11 protein-coding genes are annotated in these 13,450 nt (G+C 40.8%); 4 read left to right on the top strand and 7 right to left on the bottom strand.

Features of this window, described 5'->3' with window-relative positions:
* Positions 1–81: 81 nt before the first annotated feature.
* Entirely contained in the window at positions 82–2,025 is a 1,944-nt protein-coding gene (locus DY109_RS02130) for a motility associated factor glycosyltransferase family protein (protein WP_115737747.1), read from the top strand.
* 96 nt (positions 2,026–2,121) lie between these two features.
* On the opposite strand, the gene DY109_RS02125 is transcribed toward DY109_RS02130, so the two are convergent.
* Together DY109_RS02125 and DY109_RS02120 are read right to left on the bottom strand one after the other, a co-directional pair.
* A complete protein-coding gene (locus DY109_RS02125) occupies positions 2,122–2,442 on the bottom strand; it encodes a type II toxin-antitoxin system PemK/MazF family toxin (protein ID WP_023947808.1) in 321 nt (106 codons plus the stop codon).
* A complete protein-coding gene (locus DY109_RS02120) occupies positions 2,439–2,690 on the bottom strand; it encodes an AbrB/MazE/SpoVT family DNA-binding domain-containing protein (RefSeq protein ID WP_023947809.1) in 252 nt (83 codons plus the stop codon). The genes DY109_RS02125 and DY109_RS02120 overlap by 4 nt, the downstream gene beginning before the upstream one ends.
* A 180-nt stretch (positions 2,691–2,870) precedes the next feature.
* Here DY109_RS02120 and purB point away from each other — a divergent pair, with 180 nt between their 5' ends.
* Complete coding sequence (purB, locus tag DY109_RS02115) at positions 2,871–4,202, top strand: adenylosuccinate lyase (RefSeq protein ID WP_023947810.1); 1,332 nt, start codon at positions 2,871–2,873, stop codon at positions 4,200–4,202.
* Positions 4,203–4,316: 114 nt separating this feature from the next.
* Here purB and DY109_RS02110 read toward each other — a convergent pair whose 3' ends face one another.
* Positions 4,317–7,046 (bottom strand): glycosyltransferase, encoded by a 2,730-nt coding sequence (locus DY109_RS02110; protein ID WP_115737746.1) that lies wholly within the window; start codon positions 7,044–7,046, stop codon positions 4,317–4,319.
* A complete protein-coding gene (locus DY109_RS11280; RefSeq protein WP_181461789.1) occupies positions 7,003–7,164 on the bottom strand; it encodes a hypothetical protein in 162 nt (53 codons plus the stop codon). Before DY109_RS11280 ends, DY109_RS02110 begins: the two co-directional genes overlap by 44 nt.
* A gap of 536 nt (positions 7,165–7,700) precedes the next feature.
* Between DY109_RS11280 and DY109_RS02105 the strand changes: the two genes are divergently transcribed.
* Both DY109_RS02105 and DY109_RS11275 read left to right on the top strand, forming a co-directional pair.
* A complete protein-coding gene (locus DY109_RS02105; RefSeq protein WP_023948681.1) occupies positions 7,701–9,260 on the top strand; it encodes a hypothetical protein in 1,560 nt (519 codons plus the stop codon).
* Positions 9,261–9,333: 73 nt separating this feature from the next.
* Positions 9,334–9,495, top strand: coding sequence for a hypothetical protein (locus DY109_RS11275; protein WP_023948683.1), 162 nt, complete (start codon positions 9,334–9,336; stop codon positions 9,493–9,495).
* A gap of 299 nt (positions 9,496–9,794) precedes the next feature.
* Here DY109_RS11275 and DY109_RS02100 read toward each other — a convergent pair whose 3' ends face one another.
* The 3 genes from DY109_RS02100 to DY109_RS02090 form a co-directional block, all read right to left on the bottom strand.
* On the bottom strand, positions 9,795–11,450 hold the full coding sequence (locus DY109_RS02100; protein WP_181894613.1) for an ATP-binding cassette domain-containing protein: 1,656 nt from the start codon (positions 11,448–11,450) through the stop codon (positions 9,795–9,797).
* Between the two features lie 37 nt (positions 11,451–11,487).
* Positions 11,488–12,525, bottom strand: coding sequence for an ABC transporter permease (locus DY109_RS02095; protein WP_051404649.1), 1,038 nt, complete (start codon positions 12,523–12,525; stop codon positions 11,488–11,490).
* Between the two features lie 105 nt (positions 12,526–12,630).
* Positions 12,631–13,203, bottom strand: a complete 573-nt coding sequence (locus tag DY109_RS02090) for a DJ-1 family glyoxalase III (protein WP_023948691.1) — start codon at positions 13,201–13,203, stop codon at positions 12,631–12,633.
* Positions 13,204–13,450: the final 247 nt, after the last annotated feature.

Below are 13,450 nucleotides of genomic sequence, written 5' to 3'. Positions count from 1 at the left end.
TCATCACAAAATTCAATCAATACACAACAAAATTACAATATAATCTCACCTAAAATTCCCGATAAAAGCCAAGGATTAGCAATGCTACTTGAATTACTCAAAAGTCACGATACAGAGGCGATTAACAAAGAAATCTCCAAGCGATTTATTATCAATATGGAGTTTTTTCACAAAACCTCTCCCGAGCTTTTTGACGCACTCAAAAACGAATCAAAAGAATACAACCTCATCATCAATACCCAAGGCATAAACATCATAAATCTCACCAATAACGAGCTTGTCTATCCGCTAAATAATGGCAAATCAACAATGCTTGAAGTCAATGAAGAACTCAGCCTCTCTCCGCTCAAAAATCCAAAATACACAATCCACTCTAATGGAATCTACCTCGACAAAACAGACGAGCAAAAGCTCCCAATAACCGGTGAAGCCTGTAATAGTTTTATTGATCTTTTGTTTCAGCACAATGGTATAAAAGAATATTTTTTAAGCAAAGATTTTTTGCCTTGCACGACTCTTTTTGGGCTTTTGGGTGGAATGTTTTTGGAATTTATCCGCGAGCGTGGGGTATTTTTTCACTCATTGCTGATTTTTGAAGAAAATCTCGATATGTTTCGGGTGAGTTGCTATTTTGTGGATTATCCTAAATTATTTGAAAATGTCTCACAAGGCGCGTGCTATCTCTTTGTCAAAGATCTTATCAATCGCTTTTTTATCCGCAATTTTTTTGCAAGACAAAAAATCACAAATAATTTTTTGCGCCTAGAACTAAAGCTTTATGATAGCCCTAAAATAGATTCTGCCTTGCAAGTTATCAATGAAGAATACGCGAGTAATTCTCGTGGGTGGGGAAGCTTTGAAGATGAGCTTATCGGCATTGAAAACACGCTCAAAAACCTACCACAAAAAAAGAAAAAAAACTACTTTCTAGCAAACCCCAAAAAAATCGATATGCCAATTTGCGTTGTCGGCAATGGCGCGAGCCTAGATGCAAGCCTAGAATTTATCAAGCAAAACCAAGACAAAATGATTATTTTTAGCTGTGGAACGGCGATAAAACCGCTCAAAAACTATGGCATTGAGCCTGATTTTCAGATAGAGATTGAGCGTATTGAGTATCTCAAAGAGTATCTAGAGCCAATCCTACACAAAACACCTCTGCTTTGTGGCAATATGGTCAATCCAGACGCGCTTGCCCTTTCAAAAGAAAAATACCTCTTTATGCGCGGAGGAAGCGCGAGTGGCTATATATTCAAAAGCCCCTATGTGATGGAATTTTGCGCTCCATTTGTGGGTAATGCGGGCTTTGGGCTTGCTTGCCAGCTCTCAAGTGAAATCATTATGTGCGGGCTTGACTGCGGATATATCAAAGGCAAAACAAAGCACGCAAGCAATTCAATGTATGGCAAAGAAGAAGTTGCTATTCCGCAAAATGCGATACGAGTGCGCGGAAATTTTGATTCTGAAGTGTATAGTGATTCGATTTTTTTGCTCTCTGCGCAAATGATCTCTCAAGCCATACAAACCCTCAAGCCAAAAGTCGCGCTCAACCTAAGCGATGGAATCTACATCGAGCATGCGCGCCCGACAAAGCCGAGTGAATTTGAGCTCAAAAAAAATAAAAAATCAAAATACATAAAGCAAATCAAAAGCTATTTCACAGAAGACAAAAAGCTTATTTTTACAGATATTCGCGATGATTTTTATCTAAGCGAGATTCTGCAATACAAAGCGCAATTACAAAACCTGCTCCAAACGCCAATCACAACCAAAAAAGAGCTTTTTGTGTGGGTGGATTGCGTGTTTGACATCTGCGCGAAAAAATCAGCTAAATCGCCTTATGTGGGGATTTTGTTTGAGGGAAGTATGGCGCATATTTGCCAGAATCTTATGCTTTCAGCCTTGCATTTGCCAAGCAATGACATTCAAGGATTCTGCCAAGATGCCAAAAACAACATCGCAAACGCACTCAATAAGATGATTTTGCGCTATAAAATGCTTATCTCAATGCGGAATTTTATGTGAAACTCACAAAAGAAGTGATTAAAAATGTCGTTTTGTGGAACGAAAAGAAAATGAAAGCCTATAAAGAAGTAGTGCAAAGCCCCCTTGCTACCTCTGCTACCTCATAAACATCTGCGCTAATATCGCCAAAAGCTCCTCTTGCTTTGTGTCTTCAAGTGTGGTGATTTTTGAGAGAAAGTGCTCAGTGCTAATGCAGCGGATCTGATCGCAAAGGATACGAGCTTTTTGCCCCTCCAGCGTGAAATCAACCCTAAAAGGCGCATCAAAGCCCTTTGAGGTAATGGGCGCAATGAGCCTTGTTTGCAAAAAATGAAGCTCATTTGGGCTAATGATAACGCAAGGGCACTTTTTGGCTATCTCATAGCCTTTTGTGGGATTAAGATCTACCCAATAAATCTCAAAACGTTGTAGTCTCAAAACTCCCAATCCTTGCTAATACCTTCAAATTCTTCATTCAAAGCCCGCTCCTCTTTGGCGTGTTTTTTGGCAAGCTTTTGCACGTTTGCTTCATTCCAGCCCTGCCTTGCGGCTTTTTGTGGCTGCAGGAGCAAGCCATTATCAAGCACTTTTAGCTCAATGAGTGCATCTTGCAAATGCGCTTGCTCGATGAGCGCCTTTGGTATGCGGATACCTTGAGAGTTGCCAATTTTAATTAAGCTTGTCATTTCTGCCCCTTTAGAATCTGTAATAATAATTACAAAGTAATTATACACAAATTTACCCCGCTTAACCTTCACCAAACCAAAAAGAAAGTAAAATCACAAAAATAAAAATCTTTGAGGAACAAAAATGACAAGAGCGATAATGACAAAAAAGGAGCATAGAATCTTAAGTAAGGAGCAACAATGGTAGAGCGCTATGCACGAGAGGAGATGAAGGCATTATGGAGCATGGAGGCAAAATATAGCGCGTGGCTAAAGGTAGAAATCGCGCTAGTAAAAGGCTGGAATAAGCTAGGGCTAATCCCTGATAGCGATTGCGAGAAAATCTGTAAAAACGCCAAGTTTGACATCGCACGCATAGATGAAATCGAAAAAGTTACCAAGCATGATGTAATCGCCTTTACTACAAGCGTGGCAGAATCTTTGGGCGAGGAATCGCGCTGGGTGCATTATGGGATTACTTCGAGTGATTGCATTGATACCGCGGTAGCCTTGCAGATTCGCGATTCTATGCAGATTATTTTGCGCGATATGCGGGATTTGCGCGAGGTGATAAAACAGCGCGCAATGGAGCATAAATACACGCTTATGGTAGGACGAAGTCATGGGATTCATGGCGAGCCAATTACCTTTGGGCTTGTGTTAGCAATTTGGTTCGATGAGCTAGGGAGGCATTTACGCGCGCTAGAATCTAGCCTTGAAGGCATTAGCGTAGGACAGCTTAGCGGCGCAATGGGAAATCTTGCGCACACACCAATAGAGCTAGAAGAGCTTGTATGCGAAAATCTAGGGCTAAAACCTGCCCCTGTGAGTAATCAAGTCATTCAACGTGATAGATATGCGCGCGTGATAGCAGACTTAGCGCTTTTGGCTAGCTCATGTGAGAAAATCGCAGTAGAGATTCGGCATTTGCAACGCACTGAAGTGTATGAGGCAGAGGAATTCTTTGAAGTAGGGCAAAAGGGAAGCTCCGCAATGCCTCATAAGCGAAACCCCGTGCTAAGCGAAAATATCACAGGGCTTTGTCGTATGATACGAAGCTTTGTGCTACCAGCAATGGAAAATGTAGCGCTTTGGCATGAGCGTGATATTAGCCACTCAAGCGTGGAGCGCTTTATCTTGCCTGATAGCTTTATCACTACAGATTTTATGCTTGCGCGCTTAAAAAGCCTCATTGAAAAGCTTGTCGTGTATCCAAAAAATATGCTAAAAAATCTCAATCTTACAGGTGGGCTAGTCTTTTCACAAAGAATCTTGCTAGAACTTCCAAAAAAGGGAATCTCGCGCGAGGAAGCCTATAAAATCGTGCAGACTAATGCGATGAAGGTATGGCAGGATTTGCAAGAGGGCAAAAGTGCTTTGAATGAAAAGGGTGAGAGCTTATATCTGCAATACTTACTTGCAGATTCTAAACTTGTGGAGCTTATTGGAGAAGAGGCAATCAAAGAGTGCTTTGAGTTTAGCTACTACACAAAGAGCGTGGATTCTATCTATAAGCGGGTGTTTGGAGAGTAAAGCCTTTGTGCGCTTAAGGATCTATTAATATTGCGAGCGTTGCAATTAAGATTGTAAATGGGATTCTAAAAGCGGATTGCTACACAAAAATGCTAAACAATAAATCGAGTTATTTTATTCTGTCAAGCTTAGCACTTTATCTGTTTGGATTGCTATTTTTATCGGACGTTTTTGCTCCCACATATTGTGGCAATAATCGCACGCCTCGAAAAATTCCTGCGCATAAAAGCGCAAGATTTTCTCCCTACTCAAAGTAGAATCTAACTCCACAAAATCCCCCTCAAATGCCGCTAACCCTTTGAGCCTTGAGAGTGAGCTAGCAATCGGACATATAAATATCTGCCCGCAAGATTTTTGCGTGTCTTTCCCTTGCCACAGACTCACCGCAGGATCGCACCCAGAATCTAAATGGTCAATCCTAGAATCTAAAGATTCCACAGAATCGCGCTTAGAATCTAAAGGATTAATCCTAGAATCCATAGATTCCGCAAAATCCACAGACTCCACAGAATCTATGGAATCTATGGAATCTATTTTAGATTCTGCCACAAAGCCAGCCTGTGTTGTAGATTTTGCGCTAGATTCTGCCTCTGTATGAGTAGCTATTGCTTCATTGCTCATCACGCTTACGCAGGGCATAAGGCAGGATTTGAAATTTTTGATGATCTCCTCTTTGTCGCGTCCTCTTTTGTAGATTTTGCCCGGATCCCACCAAGTCGCGCCCTCTTGCTGCCATATCAGATGATAGGCGATGCGGTATTCTTGAAGCAAATGCGTGATTTTTTCTTGATAAAGCTTGATTTTGAGATTTGGCGAGGTGGAATAGTCGCTGATACTCACCCAGCTTTTATATGATCGACTCAGTGCGATAAGCAGATCTTGCTTTGGGATTATCGTGCCATTGGTTACGATGTCAAAGTTTTTTACCTTTGGCTCGAAGTCTAGTATCTCTACGACTTTTGCGATGTCTTTAAACAAAAGTGGCTCACCGCCGATAATCCGCACATACGAGATAGAATCCACATTTGCAAATAGCTTTTCTAATGCCCCTCTTATGCCTTCAAGCGTGCAAGTGTAGGCATTATTAGAGTCAAAATATTGCATAAGGTTATTGCACGATTCACAGCGCATCGTGCAGCGCGTAGTAAGCACAAGCTCAAAATACGGAATATCCACCTTGCCACGCCACACGCGAAACCGAAAATACGGGCGCAAAAATAGCACGATAAAATTTGTAAGCAAAATCTTGCGCGCGACTTTTTGCATAAAACAATACACAAAACACAGCCTAGAATCCTTATAATCCTTAGTCAAAAACGCACATTGTAGCCACGCATTTTTGCGAAGCGAAAATATCACAATACATTTGCGAAACACAAGCAATGGCGCAAGATAGGCAAGCCTCCATACCTTAAGCATACGCGAGGGAGAATCTGTGATAAATTTTTTGTAATTTTTACGCATAAACGACAAAAACGCGTTGTCACTATTGCGATTAATGTAGCGCAGATTAAAAATTTGTGAGTGTAAGGGGGTTTGCATTATGCCTCCTTTGTGTGTCGCGTTATGTTGTTGGGCTTGATTTTGTGTTTGATTTTGCGTCTCGCGTGTTTTATACGCTTGGCACTCTTGATGTGTTTTGTGCGCTGGCAATACCTTCACCCCCTTCAATGCGCGCTTTATCGCACGAAGGGTATAAAACACAAATGGTGCGTAATATTTGAGATATGCAAGAGTGCTAACTTTAAATGATCGCTTTGTGTAAGATCTCTTTATCTCTGCAAAGAAAGGTGTAGATTTTGCTATTTGCCACCAAGCTTTATCATAAGGGTGCTTTACAAATTCTGGTTTGCCATTTGGATTCCAGTCAATTTTCTCCCATGGTTTGTAACCACATATAAAATGCACTATTACAGGAGATTGGAGTGCTTGGCGGAATTCTTCTAAACTATACACACAAGGTATTACATCAAAGGCTCCATTGAAGCCATTTTTGATGATTTGTTTATCAGAATCAAATCGTAATCTCCTCTCATCAAACCATAAGAAATTCCATTGAAATGCCAGAATCTTTTTTTCATTTTTAAAGATATAGTTGATAAAGTCTTGATCGGGAGCCTCATTGTATTTAAATCCGCGAATTTGGCTCATATCTTTTGTGCGCCATTTGTCAAGATCGATAAACAACATGCCAGAGTTGCAATAATCAGTGGATTTGACAACATTGTCTTTGACTATTGATGTGATATTTGTAACATCACGCACCATAGCGATACTTTTGCCCTCCAAATCCATCTCAAACAATGGACGAATATCTTGTAAAACAAATGTATCAACATCAAGATAAAGGCAGGTTTTTAGCGAGGGAGCTAAAATATCACCAAGCTTTAGGCGAAAATACGCACACCAATTCTGCCCTGCTTCTCCCCAAGAGCGTAAATCTTTGAACTCATCTTGGCTTAGATGATGTAGTGTGATACTTGCGGGGTAGAGTGCATTAAGTTTAGATTCTAGTTTGCGAAGTTTAGCAATCGTGCTTGGCTTTAGTGTATCAGTGATAAGATGAAATGCGATAGGAGTGTGATTTAATGTAGAGTTATTTTGGTTTGGAGTGTTTGGATTTTGGGTTAGATTAAGATTTGAGGCGGAATCTTGAAAGATAGAATCTTTGGAAGCGGAATTTAATGTGGAATCTAAATCTATTTTATTTACTAGATTTTGTGAAAAATGAGAATCTGATTTGGGTTTAGACGCAGAATCTAAAATAGAATCAGCAGAATCTATTGCTAAATTTTTAAGGTTATATTGCCCCCCCCCCCTCGATAATATGGCTATTTGAAGCATTATTTGCTTGATTTTTTTGATTTACTATTGCAGAGATTATACTACTCATTGCCACAGCGCAATATTTTATATAATTATCATCGCAAGTAAAGCAAATTGTATATTCATTATTTTTCATTTTTTGCCTTTTTGTTTGGGATTAAATTAAAAAGCTAGGATTATAGCATATTCTAGATATATTTGTAGAATCTGGATTCTAATTTCCATGAGAGCTAAATCCTCTCTTTTTTGCTATGCGTTCATTGGGCTTTGCTTGAGAAGTCATATTTCAGGGAGTTTGAAATTTTTAGCCTGCAAACCTACAATGAACGCTTATGTTACACTTTTTTATATTTTTTGCTTGACTAAAAATTTCTACACAACCCTAAAATCTGTCTAAAAATAGAGGATTTCTTTACACCCCTTACACCCCTTTGTGTTTGCATAGAATCTGGATTCTATTGTTTTTGTCGTCATTGCGAAGCCCTTTAGGGCTGTGGCAATCCATTTTTGACTGGATTGCTTCTTTCTAAGGGTGCAAAAGAGCACAAATCTTTAGCCTAATATAAGCACACAAGCACTTCATATAAATTTTACATGGACTTTACTTAAGATGTTTGTAGTTTTTACGACGCGTTTTTACAATTCCACTACATCTATCACAAGGAGATAATAATGAAAAAAGTAATACAGACATTAGGTATCGCAAGTCTTGCAAGTCTTGCGATTGCACAAGCGCAAAACTTAGAATCTGAGCTGCAAAATCCACAAGCTCAGCCTCAAAGCGCACAAGAATCACAAGAAGTAAAGGCACAAGAAGCAAGCAAAGACAGCATAGCGACACAAGCCCAACCGCCCAAACAAGAGAGCCTAGCCCAAAAAATCGTCAGTGGCACAAAGCTTGAAGGATTTGGGTTTGCGCGCTATTTTGGAAATTTTGGCACAGACGCAAAAGGTTATAGCCAACAATACCGCCTCAAGCTTGATGTAACCACAGGAAAAGTCAATGGTTACAGCATAACAGGTGGGATATTTTTCTCTCAAGGTTCATCAACACCAGATAGCAGATACGCAACACATGGCTCTATACAAGGCTCACGTGGCTATGTCGATAATGGCAATTATTCGGATAGATTTGGGATAAGCGTATTTAGCGCAAATAAAGATATTGAATTTGGCAATGACTCAAAGCTTGCAATAAAGCTTGGAAGACTCAATCTCAAATCCGCGCTCAATGACAAAAATCTAGACTTAGGGACGGGCGGATTTGTGGCATTTCAGAGCGGGAAAATAGCCTATGAGCTAGGGTATTATGACAGCTGGATTCCGGATAAAACCTCATATGCGTTGCGCAGGAGGCTTCCAAGTAGTTCTGAAGTGCCAAATAGTGGGCGCGCTGTGGGTATCGGTAATAACCTCGCAGTCCTTACAATCAAAACAGGCAAAAACAAAGAAGGCAAAGATCTAGATTTTGGTGGATTTAGCTTCAATGCGACATTGGCAAATGCGTATGAATTTGTCGATTATATGGCACTTCTTGAGGGTGGGTATAAATTTGGCAAAAGTGGTTTGGCACTCAAAGCACAAGTTGTCGCCACAGGGATAAACTCTGATCCAAACAATCTCCAAGTCGGCTACTCTACAAGTAACACAAACACCAAGCTTCCTTTAGGCTGGAGCAATGCCGATGATTATGCGAAATTTCGCGGAATCTATAATGTCAATTTGAGCTATAAAGTCGGCGGATTTACAAGCAAAATCGGGTATTTGGGAAGCTTTGGCGATGGCTATGGGGTGATCTTTGATACCAAAGGCGGAATCGATGCGTCAGGAAAAGCATGGAATGAATACTTTACTGCCACTTATGAAGGGTTTGGCATACTTGGCTCTGGCTCAAAAAACGGCACAGACATTATGCTAGCCTATCTCAACCTCGCCTATAAATTCAAAAACAACATCAAAATCGCGCTTGATACAACTTATGTCGGCGGAAATAATAACTTGCCAATCCTCTCTTCTGCAAGCGATAGCACAAAAGCCGGAGCGATCTCATACAATAGTAATGGTGGGCTTTTGAATCACTCGCAACGATTTAAAAACATAGACTTTGTAGAAATCACTCCTTCAATCGCATATAACTTCACAAAAAACCTTGAAATCAATGTGTTTGCAGCGGTCATGGCAGGTGATATAAACCTCACCAAAACCCGCGCAGAACTTAAATATACTTTCTAAATCTTAACAACCTCAAATCTGTCTTAGGGCAGTTAGCCCGAAGAGCACAGAATCTAAAAATAGATTCTGGGGTTTGATATTCACAAATTATGTTTATTTTGTCGTCATTCTAAGCGAAGAATCCAAAAAATCCAAATACACTAGATTTTGGATTGCCACGCTCGTTTTACTCGCTCGCAATGACGATAAAAATGCCGTAGAATCTAGATTTTATGCGAACACAATGACGCATTAAGACATTCTAGATTTTGATTCCACCCGATGCAATGGCGGCGCATTACAAAATCCTCTATTTTTAGACAGATTTTAGGGTTGTGTAGAAATTTTTAGGCAAGCAAAAAATATAAAAAAGTGTAACATTAAGTATTCATCGCAGGCTAAAAATTTCAAACTCCCTGAAATATGCAAAAAAGAGAGGATTTGGAATCTAAAGGAGATTTGCAACTTTGCAAGGCGAACGAATGAGTCGCTACTTTTCGTGCGTCGCAATGAGGGAGCCGACGCAATCCGCAAAATTTACCAAAAAGCTAGAATTTAGATTCTCTGCAAAGTAGAATCTACAACGCGAGCATCAAGCAAACTTTTTGTGTATTTACTCTTTGGATTCTCAAACACTTCTTTTGTCGCTCCACTCTCAATGGCTTTACCATTTTTAAGCACGATGACATTATGACACATCGCCTCGATGACGGCAAGATCGTGGCTGATACACATATAGCTTAGCGCATAGGATTTTTGAAGCTCTAGCAAAAGCTCCAAAATCACCTTTTGAGTCGTTTTGTCAAGCGCACTTGTCGGCTCATCAAGGATAAGGATTTGCGGGTTTTTGGCAAGTGCTCTTGCGATCGCTACGCGCTGTGCTTGCCCGCCACTTAGAGTGTGTGGATAGCGATACAAAAACCCTTCATCAAGCTTGACATTTTGAAGCAAACGCTTAATGGTGCTAAGGGCTTGGGCTTGGTGTGCGCGCGATGGTATGGGTGATGATTGTGATGATATATGCGATGATCGCGATGATTGCGGGCATAAAGCCTCATAAATAATCTCATACACACAAAACCTCGGATTAAGCGCAAAAAATGGATCTTGAAACACAATCTGCACATTGTCCCTAAAGCGCAAATCCCGCTTCATCGATGGAAGAGCAAGCGATTCAAATCTACACTGCCCAAAAGTTTGCTCTAATCCCAAAATCCCAAGCGCAAGGCTTGATTTGCCACTTCCAGATTCTCCGATGATCCCAAAGCTCTCGCCTTGCTTTAGGCTTAAGGTTACATGCTCTAGGGCTTTTATTTGGCTAGACTTAAAAAACTTCCGCTTTGTATAAAACACTCCAAAATCAGTAAGACTTAGCAATTCTTTTGACTGCGGGGTGGTTTGGATTCTAGGAAGTCGCAATGAATCAAGCAAAAGCTTTGTGTAAGGGGCTTTGGGCGAAGTGTAGATTCTAGCTTTTGTGCCTTCTTCGATGATTTGTCCTTCTTTCATCACGATGATGTGCTGCGCAAATGCCTTGACAATCTCTAAATCATGGCTAATAAGCACAACACTTGTATCTGTAAATGAAGATAAAAGATTGAGAATCTGCTTTTGGATATTTGCATCAAGTGCTGTTGTCGGCTCATCGCAAATCAGAATCTTAGGCTTTAAAATACTCATCATCGCAATCATCACGCGCTGTGCCTGCCCACCACTTAGAGTGTGTGGCAATCGCGTTTTTATCTCAAGTGCTAATCCAACTTTATGCAACGTCTCATCAAGCAAATTCACCTTTTGCTTTGCGCTAAGTTGGCTATGGCGCGAATGATGTAGCTCAAACATCTCAAGAATCTGCTTTTCTATCGTGTGGAGCGGGTTGAGCGCGGAGAGGGGTGATTGCGGAATGTAGGCGATGTCTTGCCCTCTAATTTTGCGGATTTGCGGATTATGGAGTAGTGATTTGCCGCAAAACTCAATCTCACCGCTGATTTGACTAGGCTTTACAAGCCCCAAAATAAGCTTGGCTAAAATGCTTTTCCCGCTTCCAGATTCTCCGACTATTGCTATTTTTTGGGCTAGATTCTGCGCAGGGCTTTGATCGGAGCTTTGCGCTAGATTCTGCGTGGAAGTTTGTGCGGAGCTTTGATTAGGGCTTTGAGTGGGTTTTGCTAGATTCTGGATTATTGGCACATCAAGGCAAATATCTTGCAAGCAAAAATCCTCAAATCGCGCATAAAGATTGCGAATCTTAAGCATGGGCGTGCGGGTCAAAGCTATCGCGTATGCCCTCTCCGATAAATACAAGACAAGAAAGCAAAACTGCTATGCTGACAAATCCACAAAGTGCCAAATGAGGCGCATTGAGGTTGTTTTTGGCTTGCTCAAGTAGCTCACCAAGACTCGCACTTCCCACAGGCATGCCAAACCCCAAAAAATCCAAAGTGATCAAAGTCGTAATCGAGCTTACCATAAGAAATGGCATATAAGTGATTGTAGCGACCATTGCATTTGGCAAAAGATGTCTAAAAATAATATAAAACGATCCAAAGCCAAGCACTTTGGTTGCTTTGACATAGTCCATATTTCTTGCTTTCAAAAACTCTGCGCGCACGATTCCTACAAGCCCAATCCAACTAAAACAAAGCACGATACATAAAATCCACCAAAAATTTGGCGTAATAAAGCTTGAGAGAATAATCAATAAAAACAAAATCGGAATGCTTGAATAGATCTCAATGCCTCGTTGCCCAAGCAGATCAATAGCCCCGCCATAATACCCCTGCAAAGCCCCAAAGCCTACCCCAATCACCATACTACACACACTCAAAATCAGCCCAAAAACAATCGAAGTCCGTAGCCCATAAATAAGCCTTGCTAGCACATCGCGCGCTTGATCGTCCGTGCCTAGCCAATGCTTAGAATCTGGCGGGGTTGGCGAGGGCTCTTGCAAATCCATAATAATCGTTTCATAACTATATGGAATCAACGCCCTAATCACGATGTCATCTTTGAGAAGTTGCTTGATATAAGGATCATTATAATCTGGCTCACTCTCAAAATCTCCGCCAAAAGCAGTCTCAGGATAGACTTTAAACAAAGGAAAATAAAAGTGATGATTATGATAAATCAAAAATGGCTTGTGGTTTGCGATAATATTTGCACTCAAGCACACAACGCAAATCAAGCTAAAAAGGATCAGTGAATAATACGCGCGTTTGTTGGATTTAAAAGTGCGCCACCGCTGCGCCCAAATGCATTTTTTGGCTTCTTTGAGTGTGGAGGGCATTACTTTTTGGCGCGTGCTAAGCGTTTGGCTTGACTCATAAGCTTTGTCTGTGGGCTGTGTGTGAGGAGGCATTATGCAACCATAGCTTAAATTAACTCCCTCTTGCTATATCGCAAGCGAGACCAAAAGCTCATCATAGAGTTGTTTGTAGGTGGATTCTCCCAAAAGATATTTGACAATCTCTAGTCCAAACAAAATAGCCGTGCCTGGACCAGCTGAAGTGATGATGTTTTTGGAAATTACGACTGCTTGATTGAGTCTTTGGGTTGTTTGGTTATCGAAGTTTTTGAACTCCTTTTCGCACCCCGGATAGCAAGTAAATGCCCCGCTTAAAACATCCGCTTCATTTAGCACGATAGGTGAAGCGCAAATTGCGCTTACAAGTTTTTTTGAGGCGTGGAGTGTTTGGATTATTTGCAGGATTTTTGGGCTATTTTTGAGATTAAGCATACCTTGGAATCCGCCCGCTAAGACAATGCCCTCCAAAGAATCCACCGCTATTTCATCTACTGCTTTTGGCGCAGCAATCTCAATACCATGCGCGCCTTTGTATAATCGCGCTCCATTGAGCCCGCCTATAAGCACCTCTAGCCCTGCGCGCCTAAGCACATCAACTATGCTTGTAAATTCGATCTCTTCAAAACCATCTGCTAATGGAACTAAGATTTGTTTACTCATTATTCACCTCGTTTTTTTTTAGATTTTGGATTTAGAATTTAAATCTTTTCTTTTTGCAGATTGCTTCGTTTGGCTTATCTTGTGTTATTTTGGCGACGCACGAAAAGTAGCGACTCACTTGGTTTTATCTTACGCCAAACTTGCAAAACTACAAAAATAAGCTAAAAATAGAAAACTTTTTTACGCTCTCTTGTGTTTGTATAGAATCTAGATTCTATACCATTTTTGTTGTCATTGCAAAGCCCTT

The organism is Helicobacter fennelliae (assembly GCF_900451005.1).
Classification (GTDB): Bacteria; Campylobacterota; Campylobacteria; order Campylobacterales; family Helicobacteraceae; genus Helicobacter_B; species Helicobacter_B fennelliae.
The sequence above is the reverse complement of the archived record's forward strand: the minus strand, read 5'-3'. Positions and strand labels throughout refer to the sequence as shown.